Raw genomic sequence first — 17,159 nt, 5'->3', positions numbered from 1 at the left:
CCCCGTTCAGTTATCGGCGTCTTGGGCAAGGTCGCGCAGCTCATAGACCAGATCGAGCGCCTCGCGCGGGCTGAGCGTGTCGGGGAGGATGGTTTTCAGCCTGTCCTGCAACGCGGTATCGCGTTTTGCCGGCGGGGTGCTGGCGGCGGGCGATGAGAAGAGCGGCAGGTCATCAACCAGCCGGGCCGATTTGCCGCCGGAGCGTTCGGCTTCCTCCAGCAGGTCCAGCACGGCGCGGGCACGCTCGACCACCGCATCGGGCAGCCCGGCCAGCCGCGCGACCTGCACACCATAGGAGCGATCCGCCGCGCCTTCGACCACCTCATGCAGGAAAATCACATCATTCTGCCATTCGCGCACCTTCACCGTGGCGTTGCGCAACCCTTTCAGCCGCCCGGCCAAGGCCGTTAGTTCGTGATAATGCGTGGCGAACAGCCCACGGCATTTATTGCCATCGTGCAGATGCTCCAGACAGGCCCAGGCGATAGACAGCCCGTCATATGTCGCTGTGCCGCGGCCAATCTCATCCAAAATAACCAATGCCCGTTCGCCCGCCTGGTTCAGAATCGCGGCGGTTTCGACCATCTCAACCATGAAGGTCGAGCGCCCGCGCGCCAGATCATCGGCAGCCCCAACGCGGCTGAACAGCTGGTCGACCATACCGATATGCGCAGCCTCGGCGGGCACATAGGCCCCCATTTGTGCGAGCAGCGCAATCAGCGCATTCTGGCGCAAATAGGTGCTTTTACCCGCCATATTCGGCCCTGTAAGCAGCCAGATCGGGCGGGCTTCGTCGCCATCGGCCCCAAGGTCGCAGTCATTGGCCACGAAAGGCGGCTTGCCCTCGGCGCGCAAGGCGGCCTCGACAACCGGGTGGCGGCCAGCGGTAATGGCGAAGGCGCGGCTGCTATCGACCTGCGGGCAGGTCCAATCGCCCTCCACCGCCAGATCGGCCAGACCGGCGGCAAGGTCGATCTCGGCAATCGCGCGGGCGGTTTGCAGAAGTTGTGCAGCGCGTTCCTGCACGGCACCGCGCAGAACGCCGAACAGGGTCTTTTCAATCTCCAGCGCCTGCGCGCCTGCATTTGCAATGCGGGTTTCCAGCGTTGAAAGCTCGACCGTTGTAAAGCGCACCGCATTCGCCGTGGTCTGGCGGTGGATGAACTGGGCTGAAAGCGGCGGGTTCAGCATTTTTTCGGCATGGGTGGCGGTGGTTTCAATGAAGTAACCCAGCACATTGTTGTGCTTGATCTTCAGACTCTGGATGCCGGTATCGGCGGTATATTGCGCTTGCAACCTGCCGATCACCCCGCGCCCTTCATCGCGCAACTGGCGGGCCTCGTCCAATTCGGCATCAAACCCGCTGGCAATGAAGCCGCCATCGCGCGCCAGCATGGGCAGGTCTTGTTGCAGCGCCTGGCCAAGAAGTGCTGCAAGGTCGTCATGCCCGGTGAGCGCGTCAAGCGCGGCGCGCAATGTATCGGGCTGCATTGTGGTGCAAAAGAAGTCACGCACAACCTGCGCCTGTGCAATGGCATCGCGCAGTGCGCCAAGGTCGCGCGGGCCGCCCCGGTCGAGCATCAGCCGGGTGAGCGCGCGCTCGATATCGGGCAGGCGGCGCAGACAGTCGCGCACATCTTCGGAAACATTGCGGTTTTCAACGAAATACCCCAGCACGGATTGGCGCGCATGAATGGTGGCAAGGTCGGTTGATGGCGCTTGCAGGCGGGTTTCCAGCAGCCGCGCGCCAGCCCCTGTCAACGTGCGGTCGATTGCGGCCAGAAGCGAGCCTGCGCGGCCACCCGACAGGGCGCGCGTGAGTTCAAGATTGCGCCGCGTGGCGGCATCAATCTGCATGGCCCGGCCCGCAGACTCGCGCAAGGGCGGGCGCAAGGCGGGGAGCTTGCCGCGCTGTGTAAGGTCGAGATAGGCGACAATGCCGCCAAGCGCGCCAAGCTCGGCGCGGCTGAAATTGCCAAAAGCATCGAGCGCTGAGACGCCGAACAGCGCTTTCAGGCGGGTTTCGGCATTCGCGCTGTCAAAACTCGCGGCCGAAAGCGGGGTGGTGACACCGTCAAGCTCTGCTGCAAGTTCGCGCAAGGCTTCTTCTTCCGGCGGCTGGCACAGCACTTCGCGCGGGGCAAGGCGGGCCAGCAGCGGGGGCAGCATCACGGGCGTGCATTCGGAAATATGAAAATCGCCGGTTGAAACATCGACCCAGGCCAGCGCGCCACTGTCGCGCACGCGGCAATAGGCGGCAAGGTAGTTATGCGCGCGCGCATCAAGCAGGCTGTCTTCGGTCAGCGTGCCGGGGGTGACAAGGCGCACGACATCGCGTTTGACGACCGCCTTATAGCCGCGCTTCCTGGCTTCGGCCGGGCTTTCCATCTGCTCGCCCACGGCCACGCGAAAGCCCTTGCGGATGAGGGTGAGCAAATACCCTTCGGCGGCATGGTGCGGCACGCCGCACATTTTGATGTCGGCGCCCTGGTGCTTGCCGCGTGTGGTCAGCGCAATATCAAGCGCGGCGGCGGCGGCAACGGCATCATCGAAAAACAGCTCGTAAAAGTCACCCATGCGGTAAAACAGCAAGGCATCGGGGTATTGCGCCTTGAGCGCAAGATATTGCGCCATCATCGGGGTGGTGCCGGAATCTTCCTTGGCCATATGCGCCCTTAGCTGCCTGTTGCACTTGTATCCTGTGTTGCTTACCTTTGATTTAAGGTAAAAACAAACGGGCAGATCATGTTTGGTTTAGGCGAGAACCGTCGGCATTTTTCGGAGTTGAACGAGGCGGAGATTCTCGCGCTGGCAATTTCGTCTGAAGAGGATGATGCGCGCATTTATGCGGGCTATGCGGCGCGGCTGCGGGCCGATTATCCGACCACCGCCGAAATGTTCGACGGAATGGTGGCTGAGGAAAACGAGCATCATGCGCGGCTGATCGAGCGCTTTCAGGCGCGGTTTGGCGAGGTGATTCCGCTGATCCGGCGTGAACATGTGGCGGGCTATTATTCGCGCCGCCCGGTCTGGCTTTCAAAAACGCTGGGATTGGAGCAGATCCGCGCCGAAGCGCATAAAATGGAGATGGATGCGCATCGCTTCTATCTGGCCGCCGCCCAGCGCAGCACCGACCCTGATACCCGCAAGTTGCTGAGCGCGCTGGCCGCCGCCGAAGCGGGCCATGCCAAGACCGCCGAACACATGAAGGCCGCGCTGGATGGACCGGCGGGCGATGATGAAACCAGGGATGCGCAGCGCCAGTTTGTGCTGACATGGGTGCAGCCGGGGCTGGCCGGGCTGATGGATGGCTCGGTGTCGACACTCGCGCCTATTTTCGCCACCGCCTTTGCCACGCAAGATACATGGACCACGTTCCTGGTGGGGCTGGCGGCCAGTGTCGGGGCCGGTATTTCAATGGGCTTTACCGAAGCCGCCCATGATGACGGGGTGATTTCGGGCCGTGGTGCGCCCTGGAAACGCGGCCTTGCCTCGGGTGTGATGACGTTGATCGGCGGGCTTGGCCATGCGCTGCCCTATCTGATTGCCGATTTCTGGACCGCAACTGTCGTGGCCTTCATTGTGGTGTTTCTGGAGCTTTGGGCGATTGCCTGGATCCAGAAACGCTATATGGAAACGCCCATGCTGCGCGCGATTTTTCAGGTTGTGCTGGGCGGTGCGCTGGTGCTGGCCGCCGGTGTGCTGATCGGCGGCGGCTAACGCTTTTCTTGCGTCGTAGCGCCGGGCGGGCTACCAATTCTGTCTGAGTTGACAAAAGGATACGCCCATGTCGCCGCGCACCAAAGTGACCCCGGAAGAGGCGCTGGCCTATCATTTGGAGCCGGTGCCGGGCAAAATCGAAATTTCCGCATCGACCCCGATGGTCACGCAGCGCGACCTGTCGCTGGCCTATTCGCCCGGCGTGGCCGTGCCGGTGCAGGCCATCGCCGACAACCCCGCCACGGCCTATGACTATACGACCAAGGGCAACCTTGTGGCGGTGATTTCCAACGGTTCGGCCATTCTGGGCATGGGCAATCTGGGGGCGCTGGCCTCCAAACCGGTGATGGAAGGCAAGGCGGTTCTGTTCAAACGCTTTGCCGATGTAAACGCCATCGACATCGAGCTGGACACCGAAGATGCCGATGAGATCATCAATGCCGTGCGGCTGATGGGGCCGACTTTTGGTGGCATCAACCTTGAAGACATAAAGGCGCCGGAATGCTTCATCATCGAGCAGCAGCTCAAGGAGCTGATGGATATTCCGGTTTTCCATGATGACCAGCACGGCACGGCGGTGATTTGCGCCGCCGGGCTGATCAACGCGCTGCATATTTCCGGCAAGAAGATTGCCGATTGCCGCATTGTGCTGAACGGGGCCGGGGCGGCGGGCATTGCCTGCCTTGAACTGCTCAAGGCGATGGGCGCGACCCATGACAATTGCATCATGTGCGACACGAAGGGCGTAATCTATCAGGGCCGGACCGAGGGCATGAACCAGTGGAAATCGGCCCATGCCGCCAGGACCGACACCCGCACATTGGCCGAGGCGATGGTTGGGGCCGATGTGTTTCTGGGCGTCAGTGCCAAGGGGGCTGTCAGTGCTGAAATGGTGGCCAGCATGGCCGATAATCCGGTGATTTTTGCAATGGCCAATCCCGACCCGGAAATTACCCCCGAAGAGGCCCATGCCGTGCGCGCCGATGCGATTGTGGCGACGGGGCGTTCGGATTACCCCAATCAGGTCAACAATGTGCTGGGTTTTCCCTATCTGTTTCGCGGTGCGCTCGATATTCACGCCACCGCCATCAACGATGCCATGAAAATCGCCTGTGCCGAGGCTTTGGCGGCGCTGGCGCGCGAGGATGTGCCCGACGAGGTGGCGATGGCCTATGGCACCAAGCTCAGCTTCGGGCCGGAATACATCATCCCCACGCCGTTTGACCCGCGGCTGATTCACGTGATTCCGCCCGCTGTGGCGCGGGCCGGTATGGAAACCGGCGTGGCGCGCCGCCCGATTGTCGATATGGATGCCTACGAGCATAGCTTGCGCGCGCGGATGGACCCGACGGCCAGCATCCTGCAATCGCTTTCGGTGCGGGCGCGGCGCGAACAGGCGCGGATCATCTTTGCCGAGGGCGATGATGAACGTGTGGTGCGCGCCGCCGTGACCTTCAAGCGCAGCGGGCTTGGCCAGCCGCTTGTGGTGGGCCGCCCTGAACAAATTGCCGGTTTTCTGACAACGCTGGGGATGCCCGAGGCGATTGACGAGATTGAAATCGTCAATGCCGCGATGATCGACAATCTGGAAACCTATACCGATTTTCTGTATCAGCGCCTTCACCGCAAAGGGTTTGACCAGCGCGACTGCCACAAACTCGCCAGCCGCGACCGCCATGTTTTTGCAGCACTTCTGCTGGCCCATGACATGGCCGATGGCATGGTCACCGGGGCGACGCGCAAATCGGCGCATGTGCTGAACCTGATAAACCATGTGTTTGACGCCGAACCCGGCGATGGTGCGGTGGGTGTGACCGCGCTCTTGGCGCGCGGGCGCATGGTGCTGCTGGCCGATACATTGGTGCAGGAATGGCCGACCGAGAATGACCTTGCCGATATTGCCATGCGCGCCGCCGATGTGGCCCGCTCGCTGGGGCTGGAACCGCGCGTGGCCTTTTGCAGCTTTTCCAATTTCGGCTATCCGGTTTCGGAGCGCGCGGTCAAAATGGCGCGCGCCTCAGAGGTTCTGGCGGCGCGCGGGGTCGATTTCGAGTTTGATGGCGAGATGACCGTCGATGTCGCGCTGAACATCGAAGTGATGAAAAGCTTCCCCTTCTGTCGCCTGACCGGCCCGGCCAATATTCTGGTCATGCCGGCGCGGCATTCGGCCTCGATCTCGGTGAAGCTGTTGCAGGAAATGGGCCATGTCACGGTGATCGGCCCCATCCTGACGGGAATCGACCGTCAGGTGAAGCTGTGTTCAACCTCATCCACCGTGAATGACATCGTGAACATGGCCATTATGGCTGCCTGCAAGGTGGGTTGATCGGGCAGAGCTGGGGGTTTTGCACCCCCAGACCCCCGCAGGATATTTTTGAGCAAAAGATGAAAAGCGCAACGGGACAGGGCGGCGCGTGTGCCTGGCTTGGGCCAGGTGCAACTTCGCCGCGCCGCCACCGCCAAGCTGCGCAAGCGCCCCTTGGGGCGCGCCGGCGCGGCGCGGCAGAGCGCGGGATCAGGCGTCGAGGTTTTCCACGCTGAGCGCGTTTTCCTGAATGAAGGCGCGGCGGGGTTCGACCACGTCGCCCATCAGCTTGGTGAAAATCTCGTCGGCATCATCGACATGGCCGATACGCACTTGCAACAGCGTGCGCGCCTCGGGGTCGAGCGTGGTTTCCCAGAGCTGGCCGGGGTTCATTTCGCCAAGACCTTTGTAGCGTTGCAGGTTCAGACCCTTTTCGCCCTCGGCCAGCACCGCCATCAGCAAGGCGCTTGGTGCAAAAATCTCGATGTCACGGTCTTTGCGCATCAGTTTGGCGGGTTGCTCGTAGATTTCGCGCAAACTGTCGGTAAGGGCGGCAAGCTTGCGCGCTTCGGCGCTGCGCAAGGCGCTGGCTTCAAGCGTGCGCACCTCTTCCACACCGCGCAGCACGCGGCTGAAGCGCAAGCCGCCATCCTGGGTGGGGCGGCCTGTCCAGCCTTTTTCGTATTCGGTGGCGATCAGGTCGAGCCGGGTGGCCACGCGGTCGGCATTGCCCTGTGCATCGGCATCGAGCGCGCCTTGCCGCAACGCACCGGCAATTGCCGCCTGTTCCAGCACAAAGCGCGGGTGATGCGTGGGGAAGTTGTTGAGGATGGCGCGCACCTGGCGGGCCTCGTTCAGCACGCGGGCAAGGTCGGCGCCGGAAAGCTGGCTGCCATTGCCGAGTTGCAGCATTGCGCCTTCCAGCCCCTGTTCGATCAGGTAATCTTCCAGAGCCAGATGGTCCTTGAGGTAAACTTCCGAGCGACCGCGCGCCACTTTGTAAAGCGGCGGCTGGGCAATGTAGAGATAGCCGCCCTCAATCAGTTCCGGCATCTGCCTAAAGAAGAAGGTCAGCAGCAGGGTGCGGATATGCGCGCCATCGACATCGGCATCGGTCATGATGATGACCTTGTGGTAGCGCAGTTTTTCGATATTGAACTCGTCGCGCCCGATGCCGGTGCCAAGGGCTGTGATGATCGTGCCGATCTCCTGGCTTGACAGCATCCTGTCAAACCGTGCGCGCTCGACATTCAGAATTTTACCGCGCAGCGGCAGCACCGCCTGATTGTGGCGCGAACGGCCCTGTTTTGCGGACCCGCCAGCCGAATCCCCCTCGACAAAGAAGATTTCGGATTTCGACGGGTCTTTTTCCTGACAATCGGCGAGCTTGCCGGGCAGGCTGGCAATATCCATCGCCGATTTGCGGCGGGTCAGCTCGCGTGCCTTACGGGCGGCATCGCGCGCCAGCGCCGCCTCGACAATCTTGCCGACAATGGTTTTGGCATGGGCGGGGTTTTCCTCGAACCACTCGGCCAGCTTTTCGTTCATCAGGCCTTCAACCGCCGGGCGCACTTCGGAACTGACGAGCTTGTCCTTCGTTTGGCTCGAAAACTTGGGGTCGGGCACCTTGACCGACAGCACGCAGGTCAGCCCTTCGCGGGCATCATCGCCGGAAAACGTGACCTTTTCCTTTTTCAGAATGCCGGAGCTGGCCGCGTAATTGTTGATGGTGCGGGTCAGCGCGCCGCGAAACCCCGCCATATGCGTACCGCCATCGCGCTGCGGAATGTTGTTGGTAAAGGGCAGCACATTTTCGTGGTAGCTGTCATTCCACCACATGGCCACCTCAACGCCGATGCCGTCTTTTTCGCCGGTCATGAAGATCGGCTCGGGGATGAGCGGGGTTTTGGAACGGTCGAGATAGCGCACGAATTCGCGCACGCCGCCCTCATAGACAAGGGTCGTTTCCAGCGGCTCGGCGGGGCGTTCATCGCGCAGGGTGATGCGCACACCGGAATTCAGAAAGGCCAGTTCGCGCAGGCGGTGTTCGAGCGTTTTGAAGCTGTATTCGAGGTTTGAAAACGTGCTGGTTGCCGCCATGAAGCGCACGCGCGTGCCCTTTTGGCCATTGGCATCGCCCACAACGCGCAAGGATTCCGTGGTGAAGCCACCCTCGAACCGTGCGTAATGTTCCTTGCCATTGCGCCAGATCGTCAGCTCCAGAAAATCCGAAAGGGCATTCACGACCGAAACGCCAACCCCGTGCAGACCGCCGGAAACCTTATAGGAATTCTGGTCGAATTTGCCGCCCGCATGAAGCTGGGTCATGATCACTTCGGCGGCGGAAACACCTTCGCCCTTGTGCATATCCACCGGAATGCCGCGGCCATTATCGGCCACGGAAACCGAACTGTCGGCATGGATTGTCACCGAAACCGTGTCGGCATGACCGGCCAAAGCCTCGTCGATGCCGTTATCCACAACCTCATACACCATATGGTGGAGGCCCGAACCGTCATCAGTGTCGCCAATATACATGCCGGGGCGTTTGCGGACCGCCTCCAACCCTTTGAGAACCTTGATAGAATCCGCACCATATTCTTCGTGCGGCTGCTCGATTTCCGACATGTATCATATCCTGTATATTGTGGTGGCAATACTACTGCCCCCGCGCGGGATTGTCACGCGCTGACGGTGCTGTTTTGCCTATGTCAGCGCAATGCCGAGCGCGACCAGAACCAGCAAACCGCCCGAAACCAGATTGGTGCGGAACACCGCATTTGGACTGGACAGAAACCGCTGCGCGCGGCCCACCAATCCGGCCAGCACCAGATTGCCCGAAAGCGGCACGGCGAAGGACAGAACGCAGATGGCCACGATGTCGAGCAGGGTGAGATTGCCCATGTCGAAAAACCCCGGCAGCAGGCCCATATAGAACAATATCGCCTTTGGGTTGCCGAGGATGACCATGAGACCGGCCAGAAACCCCGCGCGCCATCCGGGGCGGGTAAGGGCGCGGTCCTTGCCCGGGATCATCCGCGCATGGCGGATGATTTGCAGCCCGATCAGCGCCAGCATGAGCGCGCCCGCATAGCGCAGCCAGATCAGAAAATCGGCATAGAGAGCGATCAGCGCGCTGACCCCGAAAATTGCCGCCAGGGGCCACAGCGCATCGCCCACCGCCACCCCCAGCGCCAGCGGCCAGGCAGAAGCATAGCCCCCCGAAACCGCCCGCGCCACCAAAGCTGCCCAAACCGGGCCGGGGGTAAGGAACAGCACCGCCAAAGCGCCCGCATAAAGCGCAAGTTCAGAAAGGTCGAGAGTCATGATTGCGGGTTGATCACGGAGGCACCATCGCGCTCGACCACTTCAAACTGCATGGCGCGCGCGCCTAGGTCGGTAAAGAGTTCCGCGCCGGTGCCGGTCATCCAGGCCTGCGTGCCAAGGGTGCAGATTTCATCGTAAAGGGCGGCGCGCCGCGTGGCATCCAGATGGGCGGCCACCTCGTCAAGCAGCAAAAGCGGGGTCGCGCCGGTATCTTCAAGCAGGGCACGGGCAGCGGCCAGCATCAGCGAGATGAGCAGCGCCTTTTGCTCGCCGGTGGAACACAGATGCGCGGCGATGGATTTTTCGGCATAGATGGCCTGTAAATCGGCGCGGTGCGGGCCCGAAAGCGTGCGCCCCGCCGCCATATCGCGGCTGCGACCACGGGCCAGCAGCTTCGCCAAATCCTCATCGGGCGTATCATCACCGGGCGCAATGGCAAGCGCGGCCACCGGAAAGGCGGTTGCGGCACCGTCCTGCGCGCGGGCAAGACGACCAACCACCCAGTTGCGGGTTTGGCTGATGGCGGCCCCGCTTTGCGCCATTTGCTGTTCAAGCGCCTCATACCATGCCGCATCGCGCACCTGGTCTTTCAGCAGGCGGTTGCGCTCGCGTATGGCTTTTTCATAAGTCAGCGTTGCCTCGGCATGGGCCGGGTTGAACGACAGCGCCAGCCGGTCGATGAAGCGGCGGCGCTCGGCGGCACCCTCGGTCCAGAGCCTGTCCATTGCCGGCACAAGCCAAAGCAGGCGCATAAGCTGGCCCAGCGCGGTTTGCGGGGCTGGCTTGCCGTCAATCTCAACCGTGCGGTTCTGTCCGGGCGTGGCGCGGCTGGCCAGCGCATGGTCCTGGCCCTCGGCGCGCAGCAGCGCATCAATCCGCCAGCCAAGCGTTTCGGGGCGGCGCATAAGCTCGGCACCATCGGCCCGGCGCAAGCCACGCCCCGGCGAAAGCAGCGACAGCGCCTCCAGCACATTGGTTTTGCCCCCACCATTGGCCCCGTAAAGCGCAACCGGCCGCCCATCCAGTTCCAGATGGGCGGCCTTGTGGCTGCGAAAATGCGATAGCCGCAGCTGGCGGATATAGGTGGTCGGCATCGCGCCTAAACGCGCATGGGCATCACGACATAGACGGCGGATTCGTCATTGCCTTCGCGCATCAAGGTCGGGTCGCCCGATGAATTGAACATGAAGACCGCATTCTCACGGTCGACCTGACTGGCGATTTCCAGCAGATATTTGGCGTTGAAGCCAATCTCAAGCCGTTCGTCCTGGTAGGCAACGGCCAGTTCCTCATCGGCGGCACCGGCATCGGGCGCGTTGACCGACAGGATCAGCCGGTCATCCTCCAGCACCAGTTTCACGGCGCGTGACCGTTCGCTTGATACGGTTGAAACACGGTCAACCGCCTGGGCAAATTCGGCGGCGTCCACCTCCATGCGCTTGGTGTTGCCGGTCGGAATGACGCGGGTGTAATCGGGGAAAGACCCGTCGATCACCTTCGATGTCAGCGTGATTTCCGGCGTGGCAAAGCGGATTTTGGTTTCCGAAACCGACACCGCAATCTGCGCATCGTCATCATCAAGCAGCTTGCGCAATTCGCCCACGGTTTTGCGCGGCACGATCACGCCGGGCAAATCTTCCGCCCCTTCGGGCAGGTCGGCATCGATGCGCGCAAGGCGGTGGCCATCGGTGGCCACGCAGCGCAGCTTGCCCTCGGCGGAATGCATGTAAACGCCGTTGAGGTAATAACGGGTTTCCTCGGTTGAAATGGCGAATTTCGCCTTGTCGAACAGGCGGCGCAGCATGGGCGCCTTGGCGGCGAAATTGCAGGCATATTCCGAGCTTGCCATAATCGGAAAATCTTCGCGCGGTAAGGTGGCAAGGCTGAAATGGCTGCGCCCGGCGCGCACTTCCAGCCGGCCCGATGCGCCATCGTCATGCAGCTCGATCATCGCGCCATCGGGCAGTTTGCGCACGATTTCATGCAAGGTATGCGCGCCCACGGTTGTGGCACCGGCGCGCTCCACCACGGCGGCGGTGCGGTCTACCACCTCGATATCAAGGTCTGTGGCGCGAAAGGCAATTTGCGCGCCCTCAGCCTCGATCAGCACATTGCCCAGAATGGGAATGGTATTGCGCCGTTCGACAACCGACTGGGCGCGGCCCATTGCCCTGAGAAGGGCAGAACGCTCGATGCTTGCTTTCATTGTCTCCACCGTCTTTTTGGCGCAAAATACCGCGCGCTTTGGGGAATGACCCTAACGAAATTTGCAAGCAGTTCAAAGGCAAATACGCACCGGCACCGCAGAATTAGCGCCCCAGCCGGGTGCATTATTTCTGCAGGATTCGCTAGGCTTCCAGCATCCGGCGCAGCAGTTCCACATCTTCGGCGATTTGAAAGTCGCTCATCTGCAGCTCTTCGATCTTCTTCACGGCATGGATGACCGTTGTATGATCGCGCCCGCCAATACGGCGGCCAATTTCCGGCAGGCTTTTGGAGGTGAGCGTTTTGCTGAGATACATGGCAATCTGGCGCGGGCGGGCCACGGAACGCGCGCGCCGGGCCGAAAGCAGGTCGGTCATGCGCAGATTGTAATGCGTGGCCACCTTGCGGATGATTTCATCAATCGTCACCTTGCGTTCAGAGGCGCGCAGCAGGTCCGACAGGCATTCGGTGGCCAGATCGAGGGTAATTTCGCGCCCCACAAGCCCACCATGCGCAAAAAGCCGGTTCAGCGCGCCTTCAAGCACGCGCACGTTTTGCGAAATGCGCTGGGCAAGAAACTCCAGCACACCATCCTGCACAACCATATTGGGGTAATGCTGCATCTGGCCTTCGAGCTTGGATTGCAGAATGCCGAGGCGCAGCTCGTAGTCGGTCGGGTGCAGATCAACCGCCAACCCGCATTGCAGGCGCGAACGAATCCGCTCCTCCAGCCCGTCAATATCGCTGGGGGCTTTGTCGGCCGACAGCACAACCTGCTTGTGGTTCTCAACCAAAGCATTGAATGTATGGAAGAATTCTTCCTGGGTGGATTCCTTGCCGGCGATGAATTGCACATCGTCAACCATCAGCACATCGACCGAACGAAAGAGCTGCTTGAAGCCGTGCATATCCTTGAAGCGCAGCGCCTGCACGAAGCGATACATGAACTGTTCGGCCGATACATACAGCACGCGCGCACCGGGGCGTTTGGCGCGAATGTCATGGGCGATGGCGTGCATCAGATGGGTTTTGCCAAGCCCGACACCGCCATAGAAAAACAGCGGGTTGAAGGCCACATCGCCGCCTTCGGCCACGCGGCGCGCGGCGGCATGGGCCAGCTCGTTGGGTTTGCCGACCACGAAAGCATCAAAGGTGAAATTGTTGTTCAGCGGCATCGAGGGCAGCTCGGCCTCGCCCGTCTCGAACGGTGCCTGAACGGCGGGGGCCGCCGGTTTGGCGGCGGCGGGCTGTGTGGTGTTGGACAGCACGACACGGTCGATCGCAACGCCATGTTCGGCCCAAAGCCCGTGAATTTTTTCGCCATAATGCCGCTGCACCCAGGTGGCAATGAAGCGGGTTGGGGCGGCGATATGGGCGATGCCGGCGTCAAACCGCTCAAAGGTCAGCGGCTCGATCCAGTTGCCATAGGCCTGTGCGCCAAGCTGAGATTGCAGCGAATTGCGCACCTTGCCCCAAATTTCGTTACTCATTCATCTGTCCGTTCCGGTTTGGCCCGCTCGTCACGCCAATGCGCGCGGCAGCCTTTTTGTGATCAGGATTGCCGCCAGGGCAAGCCAGCGGCTTTCCAGCCATTTGATTGGCCGCGATGCGCGGCAGGGTCGAGATCGCCTTCAAAGCCTTCGGCGACATTTATGCATTCGGGTGGATTGTCTTGGCCGCCAAGCGCGCTGGCCACAAGGCGCGCCGCTTCCAGCGACCGCGCGCCCGAGCGGCAGATGAACAGCAGCTTGCTGGCCGGCGCATCATCAAGCCCGGTCAGCAATTCGCTGACAAAATTCTCGTTGCGCTGCATCTGGGGAAAGCTTTTCCATTCAACCAGCAGGGTCTGCCCCGAAAGCGGCGCAAGATCCGGCACGCCAACAAAGCTCCATTCGGCGCGTGTGCGCACATCTACCAGCCGCGCGGTCGGATCATTGCTGAGAATCTCCCAGGCCTGTTGCGGCCCGACCTCGCCAATGTCTTTTTGCATAAACATCCCCAAACAAATGCCCCAAAGCGGTTCCGCAAGGTGGGTCTGCTTGGGCTGACAAGGCAAAATCTTCCCATCACATGCTTGGCCTGCGCCCTCCATGCGGTGTTGGTATTTCAAATTTGGCAGCGCCCAGAGCAGTCGATCACCAGGGAATCGCAAGGCGTAAGTCACCATACCCAAGCCCATAGATTCGGACAATAGAACAGGTAGGCAACTGTGGAAGATTCATGACAAAAAAATAACGCGCCCGAAATTCGGACGCGTTTTCAACAGCTTAAAGCGTAATATTACGCAGACATCGCGTTTATGCGGCCAGCAAGGCGCGAAATCTTGCGGCTGGCGGTGTTCAGGTGGACAACGCCTTTTGTGACGCCGCGCATAATTTCGGGCTGTGCGTTTTTCAACGCTTCCTGCGCCTTGGACTGATCGCCAGAGCTGATCGCCTCTTCAACGCGGCGGATGAAGGTCTTGATGCGCGAGCGGCGCGATTTGTTGATCGCGGTGCGGCGCTCGGCCGTCCGGGCGCGTTTCTTGGATTGGGGCGAGTTGGCCATGTTTAATTTCCGGTTCTGTCGAATGGTCGAAAGATGAAGCGTCCCTCTACATCCGACTCGGGGGCCATGTCAACACGCCAAGCAGCAGAATCTGGGACTAGGTGTCGCGGAATTGCGGGCTGCGCTTTTCGGCAAAGGCATTCATGCCCTCTTTTTGGTCGTTTGTCGCAAAAAGCGCGTGGAAGATGCGGCGTTCAAACAACAATCCTTCGCGCAGACTGACCTCGTAGCTGCGGTTCACGGCTTCCTTGACGGCCATCACGGTGAGCATGGATTTTTCGCTGATCTTGGTGGCCGTGGCCCGCGCCTCGCTCAGCAAGTCTTTCAGCGGCACGACCCGGCTGACAAGGCCAGAGCTTTCCGCTTCCTTTGCATCCATGAACCGGCCTGTCAGGTTCATTTCCATCGATTTGGATTTGCCCACAAACCGCGTAAGCCGCTGCGTGCCGCCCATGCCGGCGACAACGCCGAGGTTGATTTCGGGCTGGCCGAATTTGGCGTTATCCGCGGCGATCATGATGTCGCAGATCATCGCCAGTTCCAGCCCGCCACCCAGCGCATAGCCGGCAACCGCCGCAATGATGGGCTTGCGGATGCGCATCAGCGCCTCGGTTTCCGGGGTGAAAAAGTCACCACCGAACATATCGACAAAGGATTTATCCGCCATTTCCTTGATATCGGCCCCCGCGGCAAAGGCCTTGTCGGACCCGGTCAGCACGATACAGCGGATATCCGGGTTTTCATCGGCATCGGCCAGTGCATTGCCAAGCTCGCCCAGCAGGGTGGAGTTCAGCGCGTTCAGCGCCTCGGGCCGGTTCAGCCGGATCAGGGCGACATGGTCTTCAATGTCTACAAGAATCGTTTCATAGGCCATGTCCAGGCTCCTTTGATGCCGCGTATGGGGTTTGAGTCTTGTGCTATTTCGCGGCGCGGATCAACCCTTTGGCTGGCAGAGGGGGCAGAAATAGCTGGAACGCCCGGCCTGGGTGATGCGCGCAATCTGCCCGGCGCAGCCCGGCCTGGCGCAGGGGTGTTCGGCGCGGTCATACACCGCAAAACCATGCTGGAAATAGCCGAGTTCACCATCGGTCTGGCGATAGTCGCGCAGGCTGGAGCCACCGGCCGCTATCGCCTCGTCCAGCACATCGCGGATTTGGCGGATGAGGGTTTCGATTTGTGCAAGGCCCAGCGCGCCGATGGGGGTTTCGGGGTGAATTTGCGCACGCCACAGCGCCTCGGACACATAGATATTGCCAAGCCCCGCAATAATGCGCTGATCCAGCAGCGCGGTTTTGATCGGAGATTTGCGCCCGGCAAACCGGTCGGCCAGCGCAGCGGCGTTCAGATCATTGCCCAAAGGCTCCGGCCCCAGTTTGGCCAGCAAGGGCTGGGCCGCCTCGGCCCCGGTGGCAAAAAGATCGAGCATTCCAAAGCGGCGGGCATCGTTGAAGGTGATGCGCGCGCCGTTGTGCATATCAAACAGCGCATGGTCGTGCCGGGTGGGCGCGGCACGGTCATGCGCGCGGGCATCGGGGCTGGCGCCCTCTATCAGAATCCGCCCCGACATGCCCATATGAAACAGCAGCGTGTGGCGGTTGTCGAGATCGGCCAGAATGTATTTGGCGCGGCGGCGCAGCAGCAATACGCGCGCGCCGCTGACGGTTTCGGCCATAGCGGCGGGGAATGGCCAGCGCAGCCCGGCGCGGCGCAGGGTCAGCCGTGCAATCACCGCGCCCTCCATGACCGGCAGCAGGCCGCGGCGGATGGTTTCAACTTCGGGCAGTTCGGGCATTTGGCCTCCTGTCGGGGTATCTCTAGCAACGGTGCGGCAAATTGCAATCGCCCTTGGCAAATGCCGCGCCTTGGGCCAAGTTGCAGGCATGACAACAGCACTCATCACACATGAATCGGCGCTTGATCACGTCACCCCGGATGGCCACCCCGAGCGGGTGGAGCGGGTTGTGCGCCTGAACGCAGAATTTGCCACCCCTGCCTATGCCAGCCTGCTGCGCGTTGAAGCCCCGGCGGTGGCAGATGAGGCGATTTTGCGCGCGCATCCGCCGGAATATCTTGCCAGCCTCAAGGCGCGCATCCCCAGCCGGGGCTTTGCCGCGATCGACCCCGATACCCATCTTTCGCCCGAAAGCTGGCAAGCGGTGTTGCGCAGCGCCGGGGCCGCCGTGCAGGCGGTCGATATGGTCATGGCGGGCGCGGCGCGAAACGCATTCGCCATGATGCGCCCCCCCGGCCACCATGCCGAAAAAGCCGAGGCGATGGGCTTTTGCTTTCTGGGCAATGTGGCGATTGCCGCCAAACATGCGCTGGAGCATCACGGGCTTTCACGCGTGGCAATACTGGATTTTGACGTGCATCACGGGAATGGCACGCAAGATCTGGTATGGGATGATGCGCGCATCGCCTTTTGCTCCAGCCATCAGATGCCGCTTTACCCCGGCACCGGCCGGGCCGATGAGCGCGGCGCGCATGGCAATGTGCTGAATATCCCCTTGCCGGGGCTGAGCGATGGGCCGGCATTCCGCGCGGCCATGCAGCGCCTTGCCCTGCCGTTTCTGCGCGACCACAGGCCCGAAATGCTGTTCATATCGGCAGGGTTCGATGCCCACAGGCTTGACCCGCTGGCAAATCTGAACCTTGAGGGCGATGATTTTTACTGGATCACCGCTGAAATTTGCAAACTGGCGCAGGAATTCGCACAGGGTCGCGTGGTGTCGGTGCTGGAGGGCGGCTATAGTCTCGACGGGCTGGCCGATGGGGCCACCGCCCATATGCGCGCGTTGATGGAGGCAGGCGAATGAGCGACAAACCCGTAGAGCAGATGAGCTTTGAAGAGGCGATGGCCGCCTTGGAAGATGTGGTGAAGCAGCTTGAAAGCGGCGAGGTGCCGCTGGATGAATCGATCAGGCTTTATGAACGCGGCGGCGCGCTGAAAGCCCATTGCGCCGCGCGGCTGAAAGAGGCGGAAGAGGCGGTGACGCGCATCACGCTTGGCGCCGATGGCAAGCCGGACGGGGCCGAGCCGGTCGATATTTCCTGA

At 61.4% G+C, this 17,159-nt stretch carries 14 protein-coding genes; 4 read left to right on the top strand and 10 right to left on the bottom strand.

Features of this window, described 5'->3' with window-relative positions; translation table 11 throughout:
* Positions 1-6: 6 nt before the first annotated feature.
* Complete coding sequence (gene mutS / locus LGT41_RS03985; RefSeq protein ID WP_274128742.1) at positions 7-2,667, bottom strand: DNA mismatch repair protein MutS; 2,661 nt, start codon at positions 2,665-2,667, stop codon at positions 7-9.
* Between the two features lie 78 nt (positions 2,668-2,745).
* On the opposite strand from mutS, the gene mbfA reads away from it, so the two are divergent.
* Together mbfA and LGT41_RS03975 are read left to right on the top strand one after the other, a co-directional pair.
* Positions 2,746-3,720 (top strand): iron exporter MbfA, encoded by a 975-nt coding sequence (mbfA, locus tag LGT41_RS03980; protein WP_274128740.1) that lies wholly within the window; start codon positions 2,746-2,748, stop codon positions 3,718-3,720.
* Between the two features lie 67 nt (positions 3,721-3,787).
* A complete protein-coding gene (locus tag LGT41_RS03975) occupies positions 3,788-6,046 on the top strand; it encodes an NADP-dependent malic enzyme (protein WP_274128739.1) in 2,259 nt (752 codons plus the stop codon).
* Positions 6,047-6,235: 189 nt separating this feature from the next.
* On the opposite strand, the gene gyrB is transcribed toward LGT41_RS03975, so the two are convergent.
* From gyrB to mutM, 9 genes are all read right to left on the bottom strand, one after another.
* On the bottom strand, positions 6,236-8,653 hold the full coding sequence (gene gyrB / locus LGT41_RS03970) for a DNA topoisomerase (ATP-hydrolyzing) subunit B (RefSeq protein WP_274128738.1): 2,418 nt from the start codon (positions 8,651-8,653) through the stop codon (positions 6,236-6,238).
* Positions 8,654-8,731: 78 nt separating this feature from the next.
* Positions 8,732-9,352 (bottom strand): LysE family translocator, encoded by a 621-nt coding sequence (locus tag LGT41_RS03965; RefSeq protein ID WP_274128737.1) that lies wholly within the window; start codon positions 9,350-9,352, stop codon positions 8,732-8,734.
* Complete coding sequence (recF, locus tag LGT41_RS03960) at positions 9,349-10,446, bottom strand: DNA replication/repair protein RecF (protein WP_274128736.1); 1,098 nt, start codon at positions 10,444-10,446, stop codon at positions 9,349-9,351. The genes LGT41_RS03965 and recF overlap by 4 nt, the downstream gene beginning before the upstream one ends.
* A 5-nt stretch (positions 10,447-10,451) precedes the next feature.
* Complete coding sequence (dnaN, locus tag LGT41_RS03955; RefSeq protein ID WP_274128735.1) at positions 10,452-11,558, bottom strand: DNA polymerase III subunit beta; 1,107 nt, start codon at positions 11,556-11,558, stop codon at positions 10,452-10,454.
* A 142-nt stretch (positions 11,559-11,700) separates the two neighbouring features.
* Positions 11,701-13,047: a chromosomal replication initiator protein DnaA gene (gene dnaA, locus LGT41_RS03950; protein ID WP_274128734.1), complete on the bottom strand. Its 1,347-nt coding sequence runs from the start codon at positions 13,045-13,047 to the stop codon at positions 11,701-11,703.
* 62 nt (positions 13,048-13,109) lie between these two features.
* Positions 13,110-13,547 (bottom strand): rhodanese-like domain-containing protein, encoded by a 438-nt coding sequence (locus LGT41_RS03945; protein ID WP_274128733.1) that lies wholly within the window; start codon positions 13,545-13,547, stop codon positions 13,110-13,112.
* 290 nt (positions 13,548-13,837) lie between these two features.
* Complete coding sequence (gene rpsT / locus LGT41_RS03940; protein WP_274128732.1) at positions 13,838-14,104, bottom strand: 30S ribosomal protein S20; 267 nt, start codon at positions 14,102-14,104, stop codon at positions 13,838-13,840.
* 97 nt (positions 14,105-14,201) lie between these two features.
* Positions 14,202-14,978 (bottom strand): enoyl-CoA hydratase, encoded by a 777-nt coding sequence (locus tag LGT41_RS03935; RefSeq protein ID WP_274128731.1) that lies wholly within the window; start codon positions 14,976-14,978, stop codon positions 14,202-14,204.
* A gap of 60 nt (positions 14,979-15,038) precedes the next feature.
* Complete coding sequence (gene mutM / locus LGT41_RS03930) at positions 15,039-15,896, bottom strand: bifunctional DNA-formamidopyrimidine glycosylase/DNA-(apurinic or apyrimidinic site) lyase (RefSeq protein ID WP_274128730.1); 858 nt, start codon at positions 15,894-15,896, stop codon at positions 15,039-15,041.
* Positions 15,897-15,984: 88 nt separating this feature from the next.
* Between mutM and LGT41_RS03925 the strand changes: the two genes are divergently transcribed.
* Entirely contained in the window at positions 15,985-16,920 is a 936-nt protein-coding gene (locus LGT41_RS03925) for a histone deacetylase family protein (RefSeq protein WP_274128729.1), read from the top strand.
* Positions 16,917-17,159: an exodeoxyribonuclease VII small subunit gene (locus tag LGT41_RS03920; protein WP_274128728.1), complete on the top strand. Its 243-nt coding sequence runs from the start codon at positions 16,917-16,919 to the stop codon at positions 17,157-17,159. The genes LGT41_RS03925 and LGT41_RS03920 overlap by 4 nt, the downstream gene beginning before the upstream one ends.

It is taken from the genome of Abyssibius alkaniclasticus (assembly GCF_020447305.1).
In the GTDB taxonomy this organism is placed as follows: Bacteria; Pseudomonadota; Alphaproteobacteria; order Rhodobacterales; family Rhodobacteraceae; genus Abyssibius; species Abyssibius alkaniclasticus.
The sequence above is the reverse complement of the archived record's forward strand: the minus strand, read 5'-3'. Positions and strand labels throughout refer to the sequence as shown.

Bases quoted from the DNA above. Each gene is read 5' to 3' on its own strand.
- mutS (WP_274128742.1), bottom strand. From the start codon at position 2,667: ATGGCCAAGGAAGATTCCGGCACCACCCCGATGATGGCGCAATATCTT.
- mbfA (WP_274128740.1), top strand. From the start codon at position 2,746: ATGTTTGGTTTAGGCGAGAACCGTCGGCATTTTTCGGAGTTGAACGAG.
- LGT41_RS03975 (WP_274128739.1), top strand. From the start codon at position 3,788: ATGTCGCCGCGCACCAAAGTGACCCCGGAAGAGGCGCTGGCCTATCAT.
- gyrB (WP_274128738.1), bottom strand. From the start codon at position 8,653: ATGTCGGAAATCGAGCAGCCGCACGAAGAATATGGTGCGGATTCTATC.
- LGT41_RS03965 (WP_274128737.1), bottom strand. From the start codon at position 9,352: ATGACTCTCGACCTTTCTGAACTTGCGCTTTATGCGGGCGCTTTGGCG.
- recF (WP_274128736.1), bottom strand. From the start codon at position 10,446: ATGCCGACCACCTATATCCGCCAGCTGCGGCTATCGCATTTTCGCAGC.
- dnaN (WP_274128735.1), bottom strand. From the start codon at position 11,558: ATGAAAGCAAGCATCGAGCGTTCTGCCCTTCTCAGGGCAATGGGCCGC.
- dnaA (WP_274128734.1), bottom strand. From the start codon at position 13,047: ATGAGTAACGAAATTTGGGGCAAGGTGCGCAATTCGCTGCAATCTCAG.
- LGT41_RS03945 (WP_274128733.1), bottom strand. From the start codon at position 13,547: ATGCAAAAAGACATTGGCGAGGTCGGGCCGCAACAGGCCTGGGAGATT.
- rpsT (WP_274128732.1), bottom strand. From the start codon at position 14,104: ATGGCCAACTCGCCCCAATCCAAGAAACGCGCCCGGACGGCCGAGCGC.
- LGT41_RS03935 (WP_274128731.1), bottom strand. From the start codon at position 14,978: ATGGCCTATGAAACGATTCTTGTAGACATTGAAGACCATGTCGCCCTG.
- mutM (WP_274128730.1), bottom strand. From the start codon at position 15,896: ATGCCCGAACTGCCCGAAGTTGAAACCATCCGCCGCGGCCTGCTGCCG.
- LGT41_RS03925 (WP_274128729.1), top strand. From the start codon at position 15,985: ATGACAACAGCACTCATCACACATGAATCGGCGCTTGATCACGTCACC.
- LGT41_RS03920 (WP_274128728.1), top strand. From the start codon at position 16,917: ATGAGCGACAAACCCGTAGAGCAGATGAGCTTTGAAGAGGCGATGGCC.